The sequence below is a fragment of the Streptomyces sp. CC208A genome, assembly GCF_030010625.1.
In the GTDB taxonomy this organism is placed as follows: Bacteria; Actinomycetota; Actinomycetes; order Streptomycetales; family Streptomycetaceae; genus Streptomyces.
This window is the reverse complement of the sequence record NZ_JASCXN010000023.1, coordinates 26,851-49,247: the sequence shown is the minus strand read 5'-3', so window position 1 is coordinate 49,247 and position 22,397 is coordinate 26,851. Positions and strand designations below refer to the sequence as shown.

The 22,397-nt window shown below is 73.9% G+C and carries 20 protein-coding genes; 14 read left to right on the top strand and 6 right to left on the bottom strand.

Annotated features, from left to right (window positions below):
* Positions 1-5 precede the first annotated feature (5 nt).
* Entirely contained in the window at positions 6-776 is a 771-nt protein-coding gene (locus tag QK442_RS23485; protein ID WP_282696017.1) for a M23 family metallopeptidase, read from the top strand.
* A 179-nt stretch (positions 777-955) separates the two neighbouring features.
* Positions 956-1,639 (top strand): GntR family transcriptional regulator, encoded by a 684-nt coding sequence (locus QK442_RS23480; protein ID WP_282696016.1) that lies wholly within the window; start codon positions 956-958, stop codon positions 1,637-1,639.
* A 200-nt stretch (positions 1,640-1,839) separates the two neighbouring features.
* Here the strand turns inward: QK442_RS23480 and QK442_RS23475 are convergent, their stop codons facing one another.
* Positions 1,840-2,121, bottom strand: coding sequence for an HPr family phosphocarrier protein (locus QK442_RS23475; RefSeq protein ID WP_282696015.1), 282 nt, complete (start codon positions 2,119-2,121; stop codon positions 1,840-1,842).
* Positions 2,122-2,395: 274 nt separating this feature from the next.
* Here QK442_RS23475 and QK442_RS23470 point away from each other — a divergent pair, with 274 nt between their 5' ends.
* The 6 genes from QK442_RS23470 (at position 2,396) to QK442_RS23445 (ending at position 10,808) form a co-directional block, all read left to right on the top strand.
* The gene (locus QK442_RS23470) at positions 2,396-5,317 is read left to right on the top strand and encodes a bifunctional GNAT family N-acetyltransferase/acetate--CoA ligase family protein (RefSeq protein WP_282696014.1); all 2,922 of its coding nucleotides are present in this window, start codon (positions 2,396-2,398) and stop codon (positions 5,315-5,317) included.
* Between the two features lie 55 nt (positions 5,318-5,372).
* Complete coding sequence (locus QK442_RS23465; protein WP_282696013.1) at positions 5,373-5,972, top strand: DUF5998 family protein; 600 nt, start codon at positions 5,373-5,375, stop codon at positions 5,970-5,972.
* Positions 5,972-7,177 (top strand): alkaline phosphatase family protein, encoded by a 1,206-nt coding sequence (locus QK442_RS23460; protein WP_282696012.1) that lies wholly within the window; start codon positions 5,972-5,974, stop codon positions 7,175-7,177. The genes QK442_RS23465 and QK442_RS23460 overlap by 1 nt, the downstream gene beginning before the upstream one ends.
* Before the next feature lie 52 nt (positions 7,178-7,229).
* Positions 7,230-7,880 (top strand): thymidine kinase, encoded by a 651-nt coding sequence (locus tag QK442_RS23455; RefSeq protein ID WP_282696011.1) that lies wholly within the window; start codon positions 7,230-7,232, stop codon positions 7,878-7,880.
* A 580-nt stretch (positions 7,881-8,460) separates the two neighbouring features.
* Positions 8,461-9,426, top strand: a complete 966-nt coding sequence (locus tag QK442_RS23450; RefSeq protein WP_282696010.1) for a glycosyltransferase family 2 protein — start codon at positions 8,461-8,463, stop codon at positions 9,424-9,426.
* Between the two features lie 2 nt (positions 9,427-9,428).
* On the top strand, positions 9,429-10,808 hold the full coding sequence (locus QK442_RS23445; protein WP_282696009.1) for a polysialyltransferase family glycosyltransferase: 1,380 nt from the start codon (positions 9,429-9,431) through the stop codon (positions 10,806-10,808).
* 57 nt (positions 10,809-10,865) lie between these two features.
* Here QK442_RS23445 and QK442_RS23440 read toward each other — a convergent pair whose 3' ends face one another.
* Entirely contained in the window at positions 10,866-11,639 is a 774-nt protein-coding gene (locus QK442_RS23440; RefSeq protein WP_282696074.1) for a VOC family protein, read from the bottom strand.
* A 163-nt stretch (positions 11,640-11,802) separates the two neighbouring features.
* On the opposite strand from QK442_RS23440, the gene QK442_RS23435 reads away from it, so the two are divergent.
* The gene (locus tag QK442_RS23435) at positions 11,803-12,630 is read left to right on the top strand and encodes a sulfurtransferase (RefSeq protein WP_282696008.1); all 828 of its coding nucleotides are present in this window, start codon (positions 11,803-11,805) and stop codon (positions 12,628-12,630) included.
* A 98-nt stretch (positions 12,631-12,728) separates the two neighbouring features.
* On the opposite strand, the gene sepH is transcribed toward QK442_RS23435, so the two are convergent.
* On the bottom strand, positions 12,729-13,787 hold the full coding sequence (gene sepH, locus QK442_RS23430; RefSeq protein ID WP_282696007.1) for a septation protein SepH: 1,059 nt from the start codon (positions 13,785-13,787) through the stop codon (positions 12,729-12,731).
* Positions 13,788-14,331: 544 nt separating this feature from the next.
* On the opposite strand from sepH, the gene QK442_RS23425 reads away from it, so the two are divergent.
* A complete protein-coding gene (locus QK442_RS23425; RefSeq protein ID WP_282696006.1) occupies positions 14,332-15,189 on the top strand; it encodes a hypothetical protein in 858 nt (285 codons plus the stop codon).
* Positions 15,190-15,208: 19 nt separating this feature from the next.
* Here the strand turns inward: QK442_RS23425 and QK442_RS23420 are convergent, their stop codons facing one another.
* Positions 15,209-16,546, bottom strand: coding sequence for a D-arabinono-1,4-lactone oxidase (locus QK442_RS23420; RefSeq protein WP_282696005.1), 1,338 nt, complete (start codon positions 16,544-16,546; stop codon positions 15,209-15,211).
* Positions 16,488-17,747, bottom strand: coding sequence for an MFS transporter (locus tag QK442_RS23415; RefSeq protein ID WP_282696004.1), 1,260 nt, complete (start codon positions 17,745-17,747; stop codon positions 16,488-16,490). The genes QK442_RS23420 and QK442_RS23415 overlap by 59 nt, the downstream gene beginning before the upstream one ends.
* 169 nt (positions 17,748-17,916) lie before the next feature.
* Here QK442_RS23415 and QK442_RS23410 point away from each other — a divergent pair, with 169 nt between their 5' ends.
* Positions 17,917-19,044, top strand: coding sequence for a ferrochelatase (locus QK442_RS23410; RefSeq protein ID WP_282696003.1), 1,128 nt, complete (start codon positions 17,917-17,919; stop codon positions 19,042-19,044).
* Between the two features lie 11 nt (positions 19,045-19,055).
* A complete protein-coding gene (locus tag QK442_RS23405; protein WP_282696002.1) occupies positions 19,056-19,865 on the top strand; it encodes an inositol monophosphatase family protein in 810 nt (269 codons plus the stop codon).
* Between the two features lie 81 nt (positions 19,866-19,946).
* Here QK442_RS23405 and QK442_RS23400 read toward each other — a convergent pair whose 3' ends face one another.
* Positions 19,947-20,129: a hypothetical protein gene (locus QK442_RS23400; RefSeq protein WP_043230249.1), complete on the bottom strand. Its 183-nt coding sequence runs from the start codon at positions 20,127-20,129 to the stop codon at positions 19,947-19,949.
* Positions 20,130-20,486: 357 nt separating this feature from the next.
* On the opposite strand from QK442_RS23400, the gene QK442_RS23395 reads away from it, so the two are divergent.
* Together QK442_RS23395 and QK442_RS23390 are read left to right on the top strand one after the other, a co-directional pair.
* Positions 20,487-21,140, top strand: a complete 654-nt coding sequence (locus QK442_RS23395; RefSeq protein ID WP_282696001.1) for a response regulator transcription factor — start codon at positions 20,487-20,489, stop codon at positions 21,138-21,140.
* 4 nt (positions 21,141-21,144) lie between these two features.
* Positions 21,145-22,383 carry an ATP-binding protein gene (locus QK442_RS23390; protein WP_282696000.1) on the top strand — a complete coding sequence of 413 codons (1,239 nt, stop codon included), beginning with the start codon at positions 21,145-21,147 and terminating at the stop codon, positions 22,381-22,383.
* Positions 22,384-22,397: the final 14 nt, after the last annotated feature.

Genomic DNA, 22,397 nt, shown 5'->3' with positions numbered 1-22,397 from the left:
CAGCCTTGGCGTTCACCCGTGCCACCGGGAAGCATCGTGGTGCGAGCCGACTGGCTCGCCGCAGCGCCGGCCTCGCCGGCGTGGCCGCCCTCGCCACCACCGGCGTCGTCGGCACCCTCGCCTCCCCGGCGCTCGCCGCCGACACGGACGACCGTTCCCCCGAGGACACCGGCCTCACCCAGGTGATCGCCGACGAGTCCCTCGCCGACCAGATCAGCGCCCAGGCCGCCGTCCAGGAGCAGGAGGCCGCCGCGGCCGAGGCCCGGGCCAAGGCGCGCGCCGAGGCGAAGCGCAAGGCCGAGGCCCGCGCCAAGGAGATCCGCGAGGCCGAGGAGCGCGCCGCCCGCGAGGCCGAGCGCCGCCGGCTCGCCTCCTTCAACCTCCCGGTCGCCGGCTCGTACGTCTCCACCGGCTACAAGGTCGGCGGCTCCCTCTGGTCCTCCGGCAGCCACTCCGGCATCGACTTCCACGCCGCCTACGGCAGCTCGGTCGTCTCCGTCGGCTCCGGCACCGTCGTCGAGGCCGGCTGGGGCGGCGCGTACGGCAACAACATCGTGATCCGGATGAACGACGGCACCTACACCCAGTACGGGCACCTGTCGTCCATCGGCGTCTACGTCGGCCAGACCGTCGAGCCCGGCCAGCAGATCGGCGTCTCCGGCTCGACCGGCAACTCGACAGGACCGCACCTCCACTTCGAGGCCCGGGCCACCGCCGAGTACGGCTCCGACATCAACCCCATCGCGTACCTCCGCGCCCGGGGCGTCAGCCTCTGACCCACCGCGCGCCCCCTTTGCGTCGAAAGGCCCCGGCTCCTGGCGAGCCGGGGCCTTTTCGCTGTCGTGCACCGGCCGAATTCCGAGGGGGCATCGGAATTTCCGGTGTGCTGCAATAGAGTCGCTGAACAGGCGTCGCTCGAATTCGGTGCACGCGGATCGAAAGCGGAGGTCGGAAGATGCGGGTTCCCGCGCAATCGGTATGCACGGCGATCCGGGACGACATCGTCTCGGGGGTCTTCGAGCGCGGCAGCCGGCTGACCGAGGACCAGCTGGCGCGCCGCTACGGGGTCTCCCGCGTCCCCGTCCGCGAGGCCCTGCGCACCCTGGAGTCGGAGGGCTTCGTGGTCAGCCGGCGGCATGCCGGCGCCCAGGTCGCCGAGCCCACCGACCAGGAGGCCGCCGACCTCCTCGACGTACGGTCGCTGCTGGAGCCGCTCGGGGCCGCGCGGGCCGCCCAGCGGCGGACCGAGGCGCACCTCAAGGTGCTGCGCGGCCTGGTCAGGCTGGGGCAGGAGCGGGCCAGGCAGGGGCAGGGAGAGGACCTGCGGGCGCTCGGCGGCTGGTTCCACGAGACGCTCGCGCAGGCCTCCGGCAGTCCGGCCCTGACCGCTCTGCTCACCCAACTGCGGCACAAGATCGCGTGGATGTACGTGGTGGACCTGCCGGAGCGGCCGGTGGAGGCGTGGGCCGAGCACGGTGCGATCGTCGACGCCCTCGCGCGCGGGGACGCCGAGCGGGCCCGGGCGCTGACCGCGCTCCACGTGGAGCGCGCCCTGCCGCTGCACCGGCTGAAACGGCCCGAGCGGGGCCGCGTGAGGGTTTCGCAACATGCCGTCAACACGGCGAGCGTTCGGAATTAACACGGCCGCCGTATAAAAAGAACGGCCATTTCCGGGTCTGTTTCGCGCTGCCCGGAAACAGGAATTCGGCCTCCTGGAATGCCGGACGGTCACGCTCGCCGAAAATTCCGGACGGCCGTGTCCACCGGGAATTCCGGGGACACGGCCGTCGGGGAAGCGGGGGGCAGCCGCCAGGGGGAGCCGGGGGACGGCCCGCCGGGTCAGACCGTCTCGGGGAGCTCCTCGAGGCCCTCGGCGACCAGCTTGGCGAGGCGGTCGAGCGCGATCTCGGCGCCCTCGGCGTCCGAGGCGAGCACGATCTCCTCGCCGCCCTGCGCGCCCAGGCCGAGCACCGCGAGCATCGACGCGGCGTTCACCGGGGTGCCGTCGGTCTTGGCGATGGTCACCGGCACGCCGGAGGCCGTGGCGGCACGGACGAAGATGGAGGCGGGGCGGGCGTGCAGGCCCTCGGCCCAGCCGACGTTGACGCGGCGCTCAGCCATGGTGTTGCCCTTCAGGTCTGCGGCGGGTTGTCTAGACCAGTCTCTCACGGGTTGCGGCGTGCTCGTGCCGACCTCGGTCCCGCATCCGTGCGACGTCCGGCCCTCTTACCTTGCACGGGGCGGGAAGGGCGCGCGAGCCGTGTGTCACCGAGGAGTGCGGGCTGTGTGCCGCCGAGGGCGCGGGCCGTGGGCCGTCGGGCGCACGAGCCGTGTCCGCCGAGGAACGGGTGCGCGAACGGTGCCGCTGTCGTACCCCCGCCGTAGGCTGTGCCCCATGCGGAGCGCGTCGGAGCAGACGGACGGACCGGACGGAGCGGGCGGAGCGGGAGCGGGGGAGCACCCGGCCCCGGAGGAGCACGCCTACCCCGACCACTGGGAGGCCGACGTCGTGCTCCGGGACGGCGGCACCGCGCGCATCCGCCCCATCACCGCCGACGACGCCGACCGGCTCGTCAGCTTCTACGAGCAGGTCTCGGACGAGTCGAAGTACTACCGCTTCTTCGCCCCCTACCCCCGGCTCTCCGCCAAGGACGTCCACCGCTTCACCCACCACGACTTCGTCGACCGGGTCGGCCTCGCCGCCACCGTCGGCGGCGAGTTCATCGCCACCGTCCGCTACGACCGCATCGACGAGCGGGGCCTGCCCGCCTCGTCCCCCGCGGACGAGGCCGAGGTCGCCTTCCTCGTCCAGGACGCCCACCAGGGGCGCGGCGTCGCCTCCGCTCTCCTCGAACACATCGCGGCCGTCGCCCGCGAGCGCGGCATCCGCCGCTTCGCCGCCGAGGTGCTCCCCGCCAACACCAAGATGATCAAGGTGTTCACGGACGCCGGCTACACCCAGAAGCGCAGCTTCGAGGACGGCTCCGTCCGGCTCCACCTCGACCTGGAGCCGACCGACCGCTCCCTCGCCGTCCAGCGGGCCCGCGAGCAGCGCGCCGAGGCCCGCTCCGTGCAGCGCCTCCTCGCCCCCCGCTCGGTCGCCGTCGTCGGTGCCGGGCGCACCCCCGGCGGCGTCGGCCGGACGGTGCTGCGAAACCTCCTGGGGGCCGGCTTCACCGGACAGGTGTACGCGGTCAACCCCGCGCTCGGCGCCACGGCGCCCGATCCCGACGGGGTGCCCGCCTTCCCCTCCGTCGCCTCCATCGGCGCCCCCGTCGACCTCGCGATCGTCGCCGTCCCCGCCGAGCGGGTCCCCGAGGTCGTCGCCGACTGCGGCGAGCACGGCGTGCGCGGCCTCGTCGTCCTTTCCGCCGGGTACGCCGAGAGCGGGCCCGAGGGCCGCGAGCGGCAGCGGGCGCTGGTCCGGCAGGCCCGTTCGTACGGGATGCGGATCATCGGCCCCAACGCCTTCGGCATCATCGACACCGCCGCCGACGTCCGGCTCAACGCCTCCCTCGCCCCCGAGATGCCCGCCGCCGGCCGCATCGGCCTCTTCACCCAGTCCGGCGCCATCGGCATCGCCCTCCTCGCCGGGCTGCACCGGCGCGGCACCGGCCTCTCCTCCTTCATCTCGGCCGGCAACCGCGCGGACGTCTCCGGCAACGACTTCCTCCAGTACTGGTACGACGACCCGTCGACCGACGTCGTCCTCCTCTACCTGGAGTCGATCGGCAACCCGCGCAAGTTCACCCGGCTCGCCCGCCGCACCGCCGCCGTCAAACCGGTCGTCGTCGTCAAGGGCGCCCGCCACAGCGGCAGCGCCCCGCCCGGCCACCGGGTCCCCGTCACCCGCATCCCGCACGCCACCGTCTCCGCGCTGCTGCGCCAGGCCGGCGTCATCCGGGTCGACACCGTCACCGAACTCGTGGACGTCGGCGTGCTGCTCGCGGGCCAGCCGCTGCCCGCCGGACCGCGCGTCGCGATCCTCGGCAACTCCGAGTCCCTCGGCCTCCTCACGTACGACGCCTGCCTCACCGAGGGGCTGCGCCCGCAGCGGCCCCTCGACCTGACGACCGCCGCCACCCCCGCCGACTTCCGGGACGCGCTCGCCGCGGCGCTCGCCGACGACTCCTGCGACGCGGTGGTCGTCACCGCCATCCCCTGGGTGGGCGTCGAGGGCACCACCGAGGTGCTGGCCGCCTCGCTCCGCGAGGCCGTCGCCGGCAGCGGGGCAGCGGGCGCCGCCAAGCCGGTCGTGGTCGTGCACGTCGAGATGGGCGGCCTCGCCGAGGCCCTGTCCGCCGCCACGAGCACCCGCCCCCCGAGCACCCGCACCCGCCGCCCGGCCGCCCCCGCGCCCACCCCCGTACCGCAGGATCCCGAGGCCCCGGCCGCTCCCGCGACCCCGGCGTCCGACTCCACCGAGACCGCCCCCGCGCGGAACATCCCCGCCTACCCCGCCGCCGAGCGCGCCGTGCGGGCGCTCGCCGAGGCCGTCCGGTACGGGCAGTGGCGGCGGCAGGCCGCCGAGCCGGGACGGGTGCCCGAGTACGACTCCATCGACGAGACCGGCGCCGCCGCCCTCATCGACCGGGTGCTTGGCGAGCGGGGCGCCGGGCAGGAGTCCCGCGGGGTCACCCTCACCGCCGACGAGACCGGCGAACTGCTCGGCCGCTACGGCATCGCCGTCCATCCCGCCCTGCCCGCGCCCAGCCCCGACGAGGCCGTCGCGGCCGCCGCCCGGCTCGGCTACCCGGTGGCGCTCAAGACCACCGCACCGCACCTGCGCCACCGCCCCGACCTCGGCGGCGTCCGGCTCGACCTGGCGACCGAGGAGCAGCTGCGCACCGCCTACGCCGAGCTGACCGAGGTCCTCGGCAAGCCCGAGGAGCTCCAGCCGGTCGTCCAGGCGATGGTGCCCCGGGGCGTGGACACCGTGGTGCGCGCCGCGATCGACCCCGCCGTCGGCGCCGTCCTCTCCTTCGGGCTCGCCGGCGCCGCCTCCGAACTGCTCGGCGACACCGCCCACCGGCTGGTCCCGGCCACCGACCGGGACGCCGCCGAGCTGGTCCGCTCCATCCGCACCGCCCCGCTGCTCTTCGGCTGGCGCGGCTCCGCCCCCGTCGACACCCCCGCCCTGGAGGAGCTGCTGCTCCGGGTCTCCCGGCTGGTCGACGACCACCCCGAGATCGTCTCCGTCGCGCTCGAACCGGCCGTGGTCGCCCCCGGCGGCGTCTCCGTCCTCGGCGCCGCGGTCCGCCTCGCCCCGCCCCCGCCCACCACCGACCTCGGCCCGCGCCGCCTGCCGAGCTACTGACCCGCCAAGCTACTGAAGGGTCGGAGGGCGCCCGCAGCCCCGTAGGATGGAGCCCATGGCGAAGACCGGTACGACGACCCAGGGGCTGCGCGCGGCGATCGAGCGCAGCGGCTACTACCCGGCCCTCGTGGCCGAGGCGGTGGAGGCCGCCGTGGGCGGCGAGGACGTCGCGTCGTACGTGGTACACCAGGAGACCACTTTCGACGCCAACGAGGTCCGGCGCCACGTCACCGTCCTGGTGCTGACCCCGAGCCGCTTCATCGTCAGCCACACCGACGAGCAGGCCGCCGACAACAGCTCGCCGAGCCCGTACGCCACCACGTCCACCGAGTCCGTGAAGCTCGACCGGATCTCGTCGGTCGTGGTCAGCCGCGTGGTCGCCAACCCCGAGTCGTACACGCCGGGCGCCGTGCCCCGCGAGGTCGTCCTCACCATCGGCTGGGGCGCCGTCTCCCGGATCGACCTGGAGCCCGCCGCCTGCGGCGACCCGAACTGCGACGCCGACCACGGCTACACCGGCAACGCCACGGCGGACGACCTCAGCCTGCGCGTCAGCGAGGCCGGTGACGGCCCCGACACCGTGCGGCAGACCCTCGTCTTCGCCCAGGCGCTCTCCGAGGCCACCGCCGCCACCGCCCCGACGGCCGGCCGCTGATGGCGCAGCCGACCTCCGTCTCCCACGGCTGGCCGGACGAGCCGGTCCCGCTCGCTCCGGAGGCCGCCCCGGTGCCCGAGTACGGCTCCGGCTCCCTCGGCGACCTGCTGCCCACCCTCGTCGCCGGACAGGGCGTGCCCGGCTTCGAGGCCCGGATCGCCGAGCTGGCCCCGGCCGACCGCGTCTGCGTCTTCCTCGTCGACGGCCTCGGCTGGGAGCAGATCCTGGCCCACCCGGACGAGGCCCCGTACCTGACCTCGCTGCTCGGCTCCTCGCGCGGCGGCACCGGCCGGCCGATCACCGCCGGCTTCCCCGCCACCACCGCGACCTCGCTCGCCTCCGTCGGCACCGGCCGGCAGCCCGGCGCCCACGGCCTCGGCGGCTACACCGTCCGCGACCCCGCGACCGGTGCGCTGATGAACCAGCTCAAGTGGCGGCCGTGGACCGCGCCGAAGGTCTGGCAGCCGTACCCGACCGTCTTCCAGCAGGCCCACGAGGCCGGGGTCCACACCGCGCAGGTGTCCTCCCCGATCTTCGAGCAGACCCCGCTCACCCAGATCGCGCTGAGCGGCGGAACGTTTCACGGGCGGCTCTCCGGCGAGGAACGGATGGACCTCGCCGCGGAGCAGCTGGCCGGTGGCGACCGGTCGCTGGTCTACACGTACTACAGCGAACTCGACGGCGCCGGGCACCGCTTCGGCCTCGACTCCGACGCCTGGCGCGGCCAGCTCATGCTCGTCGACCGGCTGGTGCAGCGGCTCGCCGAGCAGCTGCCCGCCCGTTCGGCGCTGTACGTCACCGCCGACCACGGCATGGTCGACGTCCCCTTCGACGAGGAGCACCGCATCGACGTCGACGAGGACTGGGAGCTGCGCGCCGGCGTCGCCCTCCTCGGCGGCGAGGGCCGGGCGCGGCACGTCTACGCCGTCCCCGGCGCCGAGGCCGACGTCCTCACCTGCTGGCGCGAGGTCCTCGGCGAGCAGTTCTGGGTGGCGGGCCGCGACGAGGCCATCGCCCTCGGCTGGTTCGGCGACACCGTCGACGAGCGGGTGTACGGCCGGATCGGCGACGTCGTCGCCGCGGCCCACGAGGACGTGGCCCTGATCGCCTCCGTCGGCGAGCCGCTGGAGTCCGGCATGGTCGGCATGCACGGGTCGATGACCTCCGCCGAGCAGTACGTGCCGCTTCTCGAAGTCCGCTCCTGACCACCCTGCTCCGCCCTCTTCCGCCTCCCGACCCGAAAGGTCTCGACCCGTCATGCCCGAGCTGGTGTTCTTCTCCGGAACGATGGACTGCGGAAAGAGCACCCTGGCGCTCCAGATCGCGCACAACCGCGACGCGCGCGGACTCCAGGGCGTGATATTCACCCGGGACGACCGGGCGGGCGCCGGCAAGCTGTCCTCGCGGCTCGGCCTGGTGACCGAGGCCGTCGAGGCGCTGGAGGGCATGGACCTCTACGCGTACCTCGTGGACCAGCTCTCCCAGGGCGGCAAGGCCGACTACGTGATCGTCGACGAGGCGCAGTTCCTCGCCCCGGCCCAGATCGACCAGCTCGCGAGGATCGTCGACGACCTCGGGCTGGACGTCTACGCCTTCGGCATCACGACCGATTTCCGGACCAAGCTCTTCCCCGGGTCGCAGCGGCTCATAGAACTCGCCGACCGGCTCGAACAGCTCCAGGTGGAGGCTCTGTGCTGGTGCGGCGCACGCGCCACCCACAACGCCCGTACCGTCGGCGGCCACATGGTCGTCGAGGGCGAGCAGGTCGTCGTCGGCGATGTGAACACCGCCGCCGAGATCGTCGGGTACGAGGTGCTGTGCCGCCGCCACCACCGCCGGCGGATGACCAGCGCGAGCGCCCGCGCGGCGGCCCTCTCCCCGGACGTGCTGCCCGTCACGCCGGCCTGACGCGGAGCCCCGGGCGTGCTGCCCGTCACGCCGGCCTGACGCGGAGCCCCGGGCGTGCTGCCTGTCACCCCGGCCTGACACAGAGCCCGGACGTGCTGCCCAGCACCCCTGGGCCTGACGCGGAGCCCCGGAGGGCGCTCGTGAGCCCCGGGGTCACCTGGACGGCGGTCGCGCCACCGGGTGTTCACCTCCGGGCCGCCGGAAGATCGTCCGGTGATCCTCTCCGGGTCGCCCGAACCAGGAGTAATGAGGGCGTCCCGCCAGGCGTTCGCCGCGGGTGACCGACGAGCCGCGCGCTCCCTGGAGAACCTGTGCCACCCGCCGCCCCCGCGACCACCGCCCCACACCAGGTGGCGAGCGGTTCCGGCGCGGGACGACAAGAGTTCACCGGCCGTCCATCCAGGGCTCGTTCGAGCGGCCGGGACGCCGATTACGCTGCCCGCCGTACCGGCGTCCGACAGCCGGAGTCCACCTCCGATTCCCCTGCGCGCGGCGCCTCGTACGCCGTCCCGTACGGCCCGCCGTGCGCCGCCCCGATCCATCCGTGTCCGCCTCCCGATCCAGTGTGGGGATTCTCCGCGTGCCCAAACTCTCCGTCGTCGTCCCCTTCCACAACGTCGGGCCGTACGCCCCCGACACCGTGCGCAGCCTCGCCCACAACGCGGACCCGGACTTCGAGTTCCTGCTGATCGACGACTGCTCCACCGACGACACGCCGGACGTCCTCGACCGCTGGAAGGACCGCATCCCGAACGCCCGGGTCATCCGCCACGAGACCAACCTCGGCGTCGCCCAGGCCCGCAACACCGGCATCGACGCCGCCACCGGCGACTACCTCACCTTCCTCGACGGCGACGACTGGTACGCCCCCGGCCACCTCCGCGCCGCCGTCGACGGCATCGAGCGCCTCGGCGTCGACTTCGCCCGCACCGACCACGTCCTCGCCGAGGGCCGCAAACGGCACGTCAAGTACGCCCCCGCCAAGGTCCGCGACGCCGTCATGGACCCCAGGGACGGCATCGCCCCCGCCAGCATGGTGACGATGGTCGACTACCCCTTCGTCCCCTTCGGCGTCTACAGCGGACGGCTCTTCGAGAACGGCGAGTCCCGCTTCGAGACCAAGCTGCGCACCGCCGAGGACCGGCTCTGGGTCTGGCGCCTCCACCTCAAGGCCACCACCTTCGCCGCCCTCTCCCTGCACGGCGTCTTCTACCGGCGCGGCGTCACCACCTCGCTGACCCAGATCAGCGACAACCGCCAGCTGGACTTCATCCCCTCCTACGACCTCCTCCTGGAGGAGGTCGCCCGGGACCGCGACGCCGACCGCTTCCTCCCCAAGGCCGTCCGCACCTACTGCGCCATGATCGCCTTCCATGTGAACAAGGCGGGCAAGTACGAGCCCGAGGTCGCCCAGCGGCTGCGCCTCGACGTCGCCGAGGCCCTGCACCGCATGCCGCAGGACGTCCTCGAAGAGACCCTCGCCACCATGGACACCCCGCGCGCCACCCTCCTGCGGAAGCTGCGCGAGACCGGAAGGACCCACTGACCATGACCACCGACACGCCCACCGGCGAGCGCCCGGTCCAGATCTTCCAGGTGTCCACCCTGTACGGGGCCGCGACCGTGGCCGCCGCGATCGACGCCGGCCTGTACGGGGCCCCCGACGAGGCCCGCCGCCTCCTGCTGCTCTCGCACAACGCCGAGATCCCGGAGACCGCGCTCCGCCTGGAGACCATGACCGGCTACGCCCGGATCGCGGCCCGCTTCGACGGCGTCCTCGACTGGAACGAGACGATCCACCCGTACCACCCGGCCGCCTGGGCCCCCCGCCCCGAGGAGACCCCGCTCTGGCAGCGGGTGCTGCGCACCGCCTGGGACCTCGGCACCGCCCGCGTCGAGCTGATCGTGGAGTCCATCCAGGTCAACCCGGCGAAGGCGCTCGGCGCCTGCTTCTCGGAGAGCTCCGTCGAGGTGTACGCCGACGGCCTGATGAGCTACGGGCCGACCCGTACGGACATCGCCCAGTCCCTCGCCTGCCGCATCCGCCGCCTCCTCCACCTCGACCTGGTGCCGGGCCTGACCCCGATGCTCCTCACCGAGTACGGGACCCCGTCCGAGCTCGTGCCCGACGCCGCCTTCCGCGCCGTCCTCGCCGAGATCGCCGCCGACGCCGGTGACGACCCGGCGGTCGCCGCCGCCGTGGCCGCCGAACCCACCGCGCTCCTCCTCGGCCAGTACCTCGCCGCGCTCGGCCTCCTCACCGCCGAGGAGGAGGAGGAACTGCACGTGCGGATGCTCCACGGCGCCGCCGCCCTCGGGCACACCTCGATCGTCTTCAAGCCGCACCCCACCGCACCCGCCGGCTACTCGACCGCCCTCCGGGAGGCGGCCGAGGAGGCCGGGGTCCGGCTCACCGTCCTCGACGTGCCGCTGCTCGCCGAGACCTTCTACGAGCGCTGCGATCTGCGGCTCGTCGTCGGCTGCTTCTCCACCGCGATGCTCACCGCCGCCGTCTACTACGGGGTGCCCGTCGCCCGGGTCGGCACCGCCGAGCTCCTGGAGCGGCTGACCCCCTTCGAGAACAGCAACCGGATCCCGCTCACCGTGGTCGACCACCTCGTCCCCGACCTGGAGGACGGCGAGGAGCCCGCCGTGCCCGGCCCGGCCCCCGACTCCCTCTCCCCGCTCGTCCGGGCGGTGAGCTACTGCATGCGGCACAAGGCCCACCCCGGCATGCGGGCCGAGACCGAGGCGTACCTGGCGGCCCACTACGACGATCCGGGGGTCGCCCACCACTTCGGCACCGTCCGGCTCACCCAGCTGGGCCTGCTGTGCGGCACCCCTGCCCCCGCCCCGGCGCCGGTCAGTGCCCCTGCCCCGGTCGAGCCCCCGCGCCCCCGCCGGGGTCTGGTCCGCGGCCGCCGCTGAGGTGCGAGGCCGCACCGGTGCACCGCTGAGGCCCGGGGTCGTGTCCGGGCCGTCGCGTCAACGGTCGTGTGACCTCACGAGGGTGAACACCGCGCCCTCCGGGTCCGCGACCAGGACGAGCCGCCCCGCCGTGCCGTCCCGGGGCGGCCGCAGCACCTTGCCGCCCAGCTTCTTCACCAGCCGGGCCGCCTCGTCCGCGTCGTCGACCTCGAAGTACGTCATCCAGTGCGGGCCCCGGTCCCGGGGCAGCGCGTCGCCCACGCCGTGCAGCGAGGCGACCGGGCGCCCGTCCACGTGCAGGGTGGCGTAGTCGAACTCGGTCGAGACCACCGGTTCGACCTCGAAGCCGAAGACCGTCCGGTAGAACTTGCCGACCGTGGCCGTCTCGTACGTGAGCAGCTCGTTCCACACCGGGGTCCCGGCCGGCCCGGCGAGCGCGGTGCCGTGGTGGGCCTCCGCCTGCCAGACGCCGAAGACGGCACCGGTGGGGTCGGCGCAGATGACAAGGCGTCCCGCCTCGCCGGCGTCCAGCGGCCCCACCGCCACCGTCCCGCCGCAGGAGCGGATGGCCTCGGCGGTCTCGTCGGCGTCCCGCGTGGCCAGGTAGGTGGTCCAGGCGATGTTCAGGTGCCGGTCCGGGGGCAGCTGCCCGATGCCGGCCACCTCCCGGCCGCCCAGCAGGGCGCGTACGTACGGGCCGAGCTGCTGCGGCCCGGGGACGAACTCCCAGCCGAAGAGCGTCCGGTAGAACTCCAGCGTCGCGTCGATCCCGTGCACCATCAGACTCACCCAACAGGGTGTCCCCGGGCTGCGTGGAGCCGCCTCGGTCATCGTCGTCACTCTCTCCTCGGACCTGGTCGTGTCCGTACCGCGCCCCCGGCGGTTTCCGCCGGACCGCGCACGGCGCGCCCCGGTCGCACCCTGCCTGGCGCGATCCTTCGGGAGGACGCCGGGTCCGTCCCCGCCGCGGGCATGGCTGCGCGAGGATGGCCCCATGAAGCCCATCATCTCCGCAAGCGAACTCGCGAGCGAGTCGGCGGGGGACCGTCCGCCGGTCCTCCTGGACGTGCGCTGGACCCTCGGGGGCCCGCCCGGACGTCCCGCGTACGAGGCCGGGCACCTGCCCGGCGCCGTCTACGTGGACCTCGACACCGAACTGGCCGGGCCGCCCGGGAAGGGCGGCCGGCACCCGCTGCCCGACCCCGAGGCCTTCGGCGCGGCGATGCGCCGGGCGGGGGTACGCGCCGACCGCCCCGTGGTGGTCTACGACGGCGGGCTCGGCTGGGGCGCCGCCCGGGCCTGGTGGCTGCTGCGCTGGACGGGGCACCCGGACGTACGGGTGCTCGACGGGGGCCTCGCGGCCTGGCCGGGGGAGCTGTCGACGGAGGCGCCGGAGCCGGAGACCGGCGATTTCACGCCGAAGCCGGGAGGGCTGCGGCTGCTCGACGCGGACGAGGCGGCGGCGCTGGCCCGTTCGGGGCTGCTGCTCGACGCGCGGGCCGCCGAGCGCTACCGGGGCGACGTGGAGCCCATCGACCGGGTCGGCGGCCACATCCCGGGCGCCCACTCGGCCCCGACGACGGAGAACGTGACCGAGGACGGCCTCTTCCTCGCCGCCGACGCGCTCCGGGACCGGTTCGCAGGGCTGGGCGCGACGGAGGCGGCCGAGGTCGGCGTCTACTGCGGCTCGGGTGTCTCCGGCGCCCACGAGGTGCTGGCCCTGGAGCTCGCCGGCATCCCGGCGGCCCTCTACGCCGGCTCCTGGTCGGAGTGGTCCTCGGACCCGTCCCGCCCGGTGGCCACGGGCCCGGAGCCGCAGTAGGAGCGAGCAGATCCGGCCCGTACCGAACGGATCGGTGCGGACCGGCTCACCCGCGTACGCGGCGGTCCTGCTTCTGCCCGGGCCGCCCGCGTACGACGTCAGTCCTGTTTCTTCCTGCGGGTCCCGAAGACGATCTCGTCCCAGCTGGGGACGGCCGCGCGGCGGCCGGGGCGGACGCCGTCGGCCTCCGCCTGCCGGTCCGTGGCGCCGTGCAGCCGGTCGCGGTGGCCGGAGACGGAGCGGGGCATGAGGACGTCGGCGTAGGCCGCGCCCGCCCCGGCGGAGGCGGCGGGGGCCGGGGGCTCCTCCGCCTCGACCTCGTCGGACGGTTCGCTGGTGGGCTGCTCGGGGACCACCAGGTCGCCGCGGAAGCTCGGCACCGCCTCCAGAAGGCTGGTGAGCGAGTCCCGCTCCTCCTCCGGCTCCGTCGCCGAGGCCGTCAGCGGGGCCCGGTCGATCTGCCGGTCCAGGGCGCGGTCCAGCGGCCGGTCCCGGGGCAGCCGGGCGATCCTCGGTACGAAGGGGGTGCTGGGCTCCGGCGCGGCGAGGGTGTCGTCGGTCTCGCCGATCAGCGCCCGCGCCTCGTCGTCCACGGCCTGGACGAGCCGGCGCGGCGGGTCGTAGGTCCAGCTGGCGGTGTGCACCTCGCCGGCGACCCGGTAGACGAGCAGCACCTCCCAGGTGCCGTCGTCACGCCGCCAGGAGTCCCACTGCACGGTGTCCTTCTCGGCGCCGCGCAGCAGCAGCCGCTCCTGCACCGCCTCGCCGAGCTGAGGTCCGCTGTTCTCGCCGGGGCGGCGCACCGGGGTCTTGCGGGCGCGCTCGGCCATGAAGGCGCGCTCGGCGAGCACGGGTCCCTCGAAGCGGCGGACGCGGTCGACGGGGATGCCGGCGAGCTGGGCGACCTCCTCCGCGGAGGCACCGGCTCGTATCCGCGCCTGGATGTCACGGGGGCGGAGGTGGCTCTCGACCTCGATCTCGATCTGCCCGAGGCGCGCGCGGTCGTTGCGCACGGCGGCCCGCAGCCGCTCGTCGATCGGAAGTGTGTACTCCGTGCTGTCGGCAGCCTTGAGCACCAGTCGTGTGCCGTCGTTGGAGACGGCCACGACACGCAGTTCGGGCATGGGGACCTCCCGGGTGGTGCCTGCCGACGTCACGTGCGTCGCTGCTTCCGCTAGTCGAGTGTGGCCTGCCCGGGTGCAGCCTGCCACTACCTTGCCGAGTTGCCCGGCGTGTCGGGCGTGGACCCTGGCCCGCCGTTATGGCACGGTTACCTGTTCACTACCCCGCGTAACCGGGCGTCACACTGAGTAGCTGTTCCGTTTCCGGGCGCCCTGGGGGGCGTCCGGGCCCAGGGTTCGTCAATGTACTCCATTCGGGCCACTCGGGTGGACCGGCACGCCGCCCAACTTCTCGGGGTGCGCGGGAGTTGGGCCCCCGCCCTCATTCCTTCCGCGTGGCACTCTTCACAGAACCCCCTGAACCGGAACTATTCGCTTCGCCTATTTGTCCCTTCTGGGTGCACGGGGGAACAGATGATCAGGCAGAGATCGGCCAGGGACCGGACAGAGGGTGGAGATGCGTCACAGGCAGCCGACCGGCACGGACGAACCGGAGATACGGACTTCGGAACCCGCTCCGGATTCCGCAGGGGGCGGCCCGGAGCCGGGGAGCGGGGAGGGACGGAAGATCGACCTGAGCGTGCCTCAGGTCGCCGGCAGTGCCCTCGCCGCCGTCATCGCCGCCAAACTCGCCTCCACCCTGGGCGTCTACGGGACGATCCTCGGCGCCGGTGTGATCAGCGTCGTCGCCACCTGCGGCGGCCCGCTCTTCCAGCAGCTCTTCAAGCGCACCGGCGAGCAGGTGCGGGACGTGACCGCCGCCGCCAAGCCGAAGGCGCGTCAGGTCCCGGTCCCGCCACCGGCGGACGACCGCCCCACGCCGACGCCCGGCGCGCTCCCCGGGGCCGAGGCGCCCTTCCCGTACGACGGGGAGTTCGGCGCGGCCACCACCCACGGCACCCGGCTGCGCGGCTGGAAGCGCCCGGTGCTGGCCGCCGCGCTCGTCTTCGGCGTCACCATGGGCGGCATCACCGCCTACGAGCTGGTCTCCGGCGAGGACTTCAGCGGTACCAAGGGCACCACCACCTTCGGCTCCGTGGTCCGCGGCGGCGGACAGCAGGACGCCCCCGAGCGTCAGAGCGGTGATCAGGAGCGGAAGCGGGAGGAGCCGCAGGCCCCCGCCCCGACCGGCTCCGCCGACCGGGGCGACGGACAGGACACCGGCCGGGGCGCCGGCACGGACGCGGGCACCCCGTCCACCGGCACCACCCCGGACGCCGGGAGCGGGACGCCGGGCGGCGATGCCACGACCGCGCCGACACCGGACCCGACCGGCTCCGCCGACGGCGGTACGACCCCGAGCCAGGAGCCCGACGAGCCGACGACGGACCCGACGACCGACCCGACCGCGCCCGTGACCGAGACCCCGGCCGGGCCCACCGAGGCCCCCGGCACCGGCCCGGCCCTCCCGGACACCCCCACGGCCCCGGCCGGGTGACCCGCCGTCAGTCCGCCCCTCAGTCGCCCAGCACGCGGCGCAGGTAGTCGTTGGCGAAGAGGCGGTCCGGGTCGAGCCGGTCGCGCAGGGCCGTGAACTCGGCGAAGCGCGGGTACGCCTCCGCCAGATGGGCGGCGTCCCGGGTGTGGACCTTGCCCCAGTGCGGCCGGCCCCCGTGGGCGGTCATGATGCGCTCCACCGCGGTGAAGTAACCGCGGTGGGGCGTCCCCTTGTAGAGGTGCACCGCGACGTAGACCGTCTCCCGGCCGGAGGCCGTGGAGAGCGCGATGTCGTCGGCGGGCGCGGTGCGCACCTCCACAGGGAAGCTCACCTTCAGCGGCGAGCCCTCCACCATCGCCTTCAGCTCGCGCAGCGCCGTCGTCGCGGCCTCCCGCGGCAGCGCGTACTCCATCTCCAGGAAGCGGACCCGGCGCGGAGAGGTGAAGACCTTGTACGGGATGTCGGTGTACGTACGGGCGGACAGCGCGCGGCTGGAGACCCGGGCGATCGCCGGGATGGCCGGCGGCACCGCGCGGCCGAGCGAGCAGGCTGCCTGGAAGACCCCGTTGGACAGGAACTCGTCCTCGAACCAGCCGGCGAGGCGGGGGAGCGGGGCGGCGGGGCCGGCGCTGCGGTTGTTGCGCTTGGTGTTGCAGTTGTCCGTGTGGGGGAACCAGTAGAACTCGAAGTGCTCGTTCTCGGCGTGCAGCTCGTCGAAGTCGGCGAGCACCCGGTCGAAGCGCATCGGCTCCTCACGCGCGGTGAGCAGGAAGAGCGGCTCCACGGCGAAGGTGAGCGCGGTGACCACGCCGAGCGCCCCGAGGCCGACCCGCGCGGCCGCGAAGACCTCGGGGTGCTCCTCCTTGGAGCAGGTCATGATCCGGCCGTCGGCGGTGACCAGTTCCAGGGCGCGGATCTGGGCCGCGAGGGAGGCGGAGTCGCGGCCGGTGCCGTGGGTGCCGGTCGAGGTGGCGCCGGCGACGGTCTGCTCCATGATGTCGCCCATGTTGGTGAGCGACAGGCCCTCCCGGGCCAGCACCACGTTGAGCCGCTTCAGCGGGGTGCCCGCCTCCACCGTCACGGTCATCGCCTCGCGGTCGACCCCCCGGATCCCGGTGAGCAGCTCCGGGCGGATCAGTACCCCGTCGGTGGCCGCGATCGAGGTGAAGGAGTGGCCGGTGCCGACCGTCTTCACCCGCAGCCCGTCCCCGGCGGCCCGGCGGACCTCGGCGGCCAGCTCCTCGGCCGAGGCGGGACTCACCTCCCGCACCGGCCGGGAGGTCACGTTCCCCGCCCAGTTACGCCACGGGCCGCCCGTCGTCCTGGAGCTCCCCGGCCCCGCTGTCCTCGTGCTCATCTCGCCCCTCCCGGTTCGGCGCCGGCCTGCGCAGCCGACGGTGGCCGAGGAGGCCCACCAGGACCGCGAGCGCGCCCGAGACGACGGGCACCACGTACGCCGACCCCGCCCCCGAGGCGTCGACCACCCAGCCGGCGGCCGAGGAGCCCAGTGCCACACCGATCGCGAGGCCGGTACCGGTCCAGGTCATGCCCTCGGTCAGCTGGGTGTGCGGTACGTGCTTCTCGACGAGGGCCATCGTGGTCACCATCGTCGGCGCGATGGAGAGGCCCGCGACAAAGAGCGCCACGGCCAGCAACGGCAGGTTCCCGGCCAGTAGGAGGGGGATCATACTCACGGCCATCGCACAGACGCCCAGGAGCCACCGGCGGGACGGCTCGCCCTTGAGGTGGAGCAGTCCGAAGACCGCGCCGGCCAGGCAGGAGCCCAGTGCGTAGACGGCGAGGACCAGGCTGGCGGCGGCCTTGTGGCCCCGCTCCTCGGCGAAGGCCACGGTCACCACGTCCACCGAGCCGAAGATCGCGCCGGTGGCCACGAAGGCCAGTGCGAGGACCTGGAGGCCGGGGGAGCGGAGCGCCGAACCGGCCTTGACGGCGGGCTGCGGATGCGGGTCCGGCTCGGTGGCCCGCTGGGCGGTCAGCCAGAAGACGCCGGCCGCGAGGAAGACGCCGGCGAGCAGCGGGCCGGCCTCCGGGAACCAGGTGGTCGACAGGCCGATGGAGACGATCGGGCCGATGATGAAGCACACCTCGTCGACGATCGACTCCCACGAGTACGCGGTGTGCAACGCGCGCGCGTCCCCCCGGTAGATGCCCGCCCAGCGGGCCCGGGTCATGGCCCCGACGCTCGGCACCACACCGATCACGGCCGTGAACGCGAAGAACGTCCAGTCCGGCGCCCCCTGCTGCACGCAGAGCAGCAGTCCCGCGGCGGCGGCCAGCGAGATCAGGGTGACCGGGCGGAGCACCCGGCGCTGCCCGTACCGGTCGACGAGGCGGGAGACCTGGGGGCCGAGCAGGGCGGCGGACATCGCCAGGGTCGCCGAGAGGGCGCCGGCGAGGCCGTACCGCCCGGTGACCTGGGAGATCATCGTCACGATGCCGATGCCCATCATGGACAGCGGCATCCGGCCGAGGAAACCGGCCACGGAGAACGAGGCGGTGCCGGGCGCGGAGAAGATCGCGCGATAGGGACTGGACAAGGGGTTCTCCGGCTCTGCGACGCGGCGCGCCGTCCGCTCGCCACGGTTCCTCAGGGTCAACACGTGTAATTGACGTCTAAAGCCTAAGGGTTCGAAGCCCTGTGGTCACCCCTGTTTTCCGGACGGGCCGCGCCCCGGACCGTCAGCGGCGGGTGGGAGGATCGGTGCCATGTCCGATCAGCACGATCCCGCCCCGTACGACGCCCTGCTGCTGCTCTCCTTCGGCGGCCCCGAGGGCCCGGACGACGTCGTCCCGTTCCTGGAGAACGTGACGCGCGGCCGCGGCATCCCCAAGGAGCGGCTCAAGGAGGTGGGGCAGCACTACTTCCTCTTCGGCGGCGTCAGCCCGATCAACGGCCAGAACCGCGCGCTGCTCGACGCCCTGCGGACCGACTTCGCCGAGGCGGGCCTGCACCTGCCGGTCTACTGGGGGAACCGGAACTGGGCCCCGTACCTCACCGACACCCTCCGCGAGATGGTCCACGACGGCCGCCGCCACATCGCCGTCCTCACCACCAGCGCGTACGCCTCCTACTCCGGCTGCCGGCAGTACCGCGAGAACCTGGCGGACGCGCTCGCCTCCCTGGAGGCCGAGGGCCTGCCGCTGCCCCGGGTCGACAAGCTGCGCCACTACTTCAACCACCCCGGCTTCGTCGAGCCCATGGTGGAGGGCGTCCTCGCCTCCCTCGCCGAGCTCGACGACTCCGTCCGTGCCGGCGCCCACCTCGCCTTCACCACCCACTCCATCCCGGACTCCGCCGCCGACTCCTCGGGGCCCCTCGGCGACCACGGCCCCGGCGGCGCCTACGTGCGCCAGCACCTCGACGTGGCCCGGGTCGTCGCCGAGGCCGTCCGCGAGGAGACCGGCGTGGACCACCCCTGGAAGCTCGTCTACCAGTCCCGCAGCGGCGCCCCGCACATCCCGTGGCTGGAACCGGACATCTGCGAGCACCTGGAGGAGCTGCACGCCGCCGGCGCGCCCGCCGCCGTCATGGTGCCCATCGGCTTCGTCTCCGACCACATGGAGGTCCTCTACGACCTCGACACCGAGGCCACCGCCAAGGCCGCCGAGCTGGGCCTCCCGGTCCGCCGCTCCGCCACCGTCGGCGCCGACCCGCGCTTCGCCGCCGCCGTCCGCGAACTGCTCCTGGAGCGGGCCGCCGCCGAGCGCGGCACGCGCGTGGAGCGGTGCGCCCTCGGCACCCTCGGTCCCTCCCACGACCTCTGCCCGATCGGCTGCTGCCCGGCCCGCGCCGAGCGCCCCGCGGCCGCCGGTGCCGACAGCCCGTACGCCTGAGGAGCCCCGCCATGACCGCTGAGCCCGATCCCCTCCACGCCGAGCTGCTCGACCTGGCCCTGGAGGCCGCCCGGCGCGCCGGCGCCCTGCTGCGCGACGGCCGGCCCGACGACCTGGCCGTCGCCGCCACCAAGTCCAGCGCCATCGACGTCGTCACCGAGATGGACATCGCCGCCGAGAAGCTGATCACCGGCTTCCTCGCCGAGCACCGCCCCCAGGACGGCCTCCTCGGCGAGGAGGGCGCCTCCACCCCCGGCACCAGCGGTGTCCGCTGGGTCATCGACCCCCTCGACGGCACCGTGAACTATCTCTACGGCCTCCCGTCCTGGGCGGTCTCCATCGCCGCCGAGCGCGACGGCGAGACCGTCGTCGGCGTGGTCGAGGCCCCGATGCGCGGCGAGACCTACCGGGCCGTCCTGGGCGGCGGCGCGTACCTCGGCGACCGGCGCCTCGCCGTCCGCACCGCGCCCCCCTTCGAGCAGGCCCTCCTCGCCACCGGCTTCGGCTACGTGCAGGCCCGCCGCGCCCACCAGGCCGAGGTCGTACGGGAGGTCCTGCCGCTGGTCCGGGACATCCGGCGCGGCGGCGCGGCCGCCATCGACCTCTGCGACGTGGCGGCGGGCCGGCTCGACGCGTACTACGAGCGCGGCCTCAACCCCTGGGACTACGCGGCGGGGGCCCTGATCGCCCGCGAGGCGGGCGCGCGCACCGGCGGGCGTCCGGGACAGCCGGAGTCCGGCGAACTGGCCGTAGCGGCCCCCGAGGGCCTTTTCGAGCCCCTCCAGGAGCTGCTCGACCGCCTGGGCGCCTGGCACGACTGAGACCGGCCCCGGACACGGCGGTGCCCCGGAGCCCACCGGCTCCGGGGCACCGCCGCGCGCACTCCGGAGGAGTGCCCTCGCTCAGGCGCTCTGCGCGCAGACCGTCGCGACCTCCACGCCGTGCTCCGCGGCCAGTCGGTGCAGGTCCTCCAGCTCGGCCTGCTCGACCTCCGCGAGGTACTCGTCGCCGGTCTCGCGGGCCCGCGTGAGGTCCGACTGCGTGGTCCTGATGCGGTGCAGCAGCCCTGCGGTGAAAGCGTCCATGCGCCCCTCCTCATGGGTCCGGCGGCACGGGGGTGTGCCGAGGGTGGGTGGATCACGTTCTGCGTCGCTCCCGGGGGACGGAAGAGCCGTGGGCGTGCCACAGACAGGGCGTGATCGCGGGGTGTGGAGAGCTCCTCCCCACCTCTCCGGACACGGAAACCTCAACTGGCCCGCGCATCAGGTGAATTCTTCGTGCCGCCCCGCACGCCCCCCGCGCGCGCCCGGCCCCCGGCCGGTCGCGCACCGCCGTCTTACAGCCGGTTTACGCGCGTCCGGGGCAGGATGGACACGCACAGTCAGTGTTCGGAATCGCCCACCGGTACGCCCGGGCGGAGCGTCGAAGGAAGGAAGAACGACGTGCGCGTACTCGTCGTCGAGGACGAGCAGCTGCTCGCCGATGCGGTGGCCACCGGACTGCGCCGGGAGGCCATGGCCGTCGACGTCGTGTACGACGGCGCCGCCGCTCTGGAGCGCGTCGGGGTCAACGACTACGACGTGGTCGTCCTCGACCGCGACCTGCCCGTGGTCCACGGCGACGACGTCTGCCGCAAGATCGTCGAGCTGGGCATGCCCACCCGCATCCTGATGCTCACCGCCGCCGGCGACGTCAGCGACCGGGTCGAGGGCCTGGAGCTGGGCGCGGACGACTACCTGCCCAAGCCCTTCGCCTTCACCGAGCTCACCGCGCGCGTGCGCGCCCTCGGCCGGCGCACCTCCGTGCCTCTGCCGCCCGTCCTGGAGCGCGCCGGCATCAAGCTGGACCCCAACCGCCGCGAGGTCTTCCGGGACGGCCGGGAGGTCCAGCTCGCCCCCAAGGAGTTCGCCGTCCTGGAGGTCCTGATGCGCTCCGAGGGCGCCGTCGTCTCCGCGGAGCAGCTCCTGGAGAAGGCCTGGGACGAGAACACCGACCCGTTCACCAACGTCGTCCGGGTCACCGTCATGACCCTGCGCCGCAAGCTGGGCGAACCGCCCGTCATCGTCACCGTCCCCGGCTCCGGCTACCGGATCTGAGCCCGTGGCCGCGACCCCGACGCCGCACCCGCAGGCGCCACCGAAGCCCACCTGGGACCCGCGGGACCCGGTCAGGCCGCTGCTGCGGCCGACCATCCGGATACGGCTCACGCTGCTGTACGGCGGCATGTTCCTGATCGCCGGCATCGTGCTGCTGTCGATCATCTACCTCTTCACGGCCCAGGCCCTCACCGAGAGCGTCAGCCAGCTGCCTTTCCGGGTCATCCGGGGCGACGTGCAGCCCACCACCTCGTGGTGCGATCTGCCCGTCCAGGGCACCGGCGAGCAGCTCAACGAGGCCGTCTCCCGCTGCCTCAAGCAGCAGCAGGACAAGGCCCTGGAGGACCTGCTGCGCCGCTCGCTCTTCGCCCTGCTCGGCCTGAGCATCATCGCCTTCGCCTTCGGCTACGCCATGGCCGGCCGGGTGCTCTCGCCGCTCGGCCGGATCACCCGGACCGCCCGCCAGGTGGCCGGCTCCGACCTGGCCCGGCGGATCGAGCTGGACGGCCCGGACGACGAGCTGAAGGAGCTCGCCGACACCTTCGACGAGATGCTGGAGCGCCTGGAGCGGGCCTTCACCGCCCAGCAGCGCTTCGTCGCCAACGCCTCGCACGAGCTGCGCACCCCGCTGGCGATCAACCGCACGCTCCTGGAGGTCCACCTCTCCGACCCCGGGGCCCCGGTCGAGCTCCAGCAGCTCGGCAAGACCCTGCTGGCCACCAACGAGCGCAGCGAACAGCTGGTCGAGGGCCTGCTGCTGCTCGCCCGCAGCGACAACCAGATCGTGGAGCGCAAACCCGTCGACCTGGCCGAGGTCGCCGAGCGGGCGGTCGACCAGGTGCACGGCGAGGCCGAGACCAGGGGCGTGGAGATCCGCGGCGAGCGGGCCTCCGCCGTCGTCCAGGGCAACGGCGTCCTGCTGGAGCGGATCGCCCTGAACCTGCTCCAGAACGCCGTGCGGTACAACGTCCCGGAGGGCGGCTGGGTCGAGGTCACCACCGAGGCCCAGCACGGCCAGGCGGTGCTCGTGGTCACCAACACGGGCCCCGTGGTCCCCGCGTACGAGATCGACAACCTCTTCGAGCCGTTCCGCCGCCTCCGCCAGGAGCGGACCGGCAGCGACAAGGGGGTCGGCCTCGGCCTGTCGATCGTGCGCTCGGTGGCCAGAGCGCACGGCGGACGCATCAGCGCGGAGCCCCGCGAGGGCGGCGGACTGGTGATGCGTGTCACTCTCCCGATCTGACAGACTGGCGGGAA

What these genes read in the sequence shown, in the direction of transcription:
- QK442_RS23480 (WP_282696016.1), top strand. Translation starts at nt 956, where the DNA reads ATGCGGGTTCCCGCGCAATCGGTATGCACGGCGATCCGGGACGACATC.
- QK442_RS23475 (WP_282696015.1), bottom strand. Translation starts at nt 2,121, where the DNA reads ATGGCTGAGCGCCGCGTCAACGTCGGCTGGGCCGAGGGCCTGCACGCC.
- QK442_RS23470 (WP_282696014.1), top strand. Translation starts at nt 2,396, where the DNA reads ATGCGGAGCGCGTCGGAGCAGACGGACGGACCGGACGGAGCGGGCGGA.
- QK442_RS23465 (WP_282696013.1), top strand. Translation starts at nt 5,373, where the DNA reads ATGGCGAAGACCGGTACGACGACCCAGGGGCTGCGCGCGGCGATCGAG.
- QK442_RS23460 (WP_282696012.1), top strand. Translation starts at nt 5,972, where the DNA reads ATGGCGCAGCCGACCTCCGTCTCCCACGGCTGGCCGGACGAGCCGGTC.
- QK442_RS23455 (WP_282696011.1), top strand. Translation starts at nt 7,230, where the DNA reads ATGCCCGAGCTGGTGTTCTTCTCCGGAACGATGGACTGCGGAAAGAGC.
- QK442_RS23445 (WP_282696009.1), top strand. Translation starts at nt 9,429, where the DNA reads ATGACCACCGACACGCCCACCGGCGAGCGCCCGGTCCAGATCTTCCAG.
- QK442_RS23440 (WP_282696074.1), bottom strand. Translation starts at nt 11,639, where the DNA reads ATGACCGAGGCGGCTCCACGCAGCCCGGGGACACCCTGTTGGGTGAGT.
- QK442_RS23435 (WP_282696008.1), top strand. Translation starts at nt 11,803, where the DNA reads ATGAAGCCCATCATCTCCGCAAGCGAACTCGCGAGCGAGTCGGCGGGG.
- QK442_RS23420 (WP_282696005.1), bottom strand. Translation starts at nt 16,546, where the DNA reads ATGAGCACGAGGACAGCGGGGCCGGGGAGCTCCAGGACGACGGGCGGC.
- QK442_RS23410 (WP_282696003.1), top strand. Translation starts at nt 17,917, where the DNA reads ATGTCCGATCAGCACGATCCCGCCCCGTACGACGCCCTGCTGCTGCTC.
- QK442_RS23405 (WP_282696002.1), top strand. Translation starts at nt 19,056, where the DNA reads ATGACCGCTGAGCCCGATCCCCTCCACGCCGAGCTGCTCGACCTGGCC.
- QK442_RS23400 (WP_043230249.1), bottom strand. Translation starts at nt 20,129, where the DNA reads ATGGACGCTTTCACCGCAGGGCTGCTGCACCGCATCAGGACCACGCAG.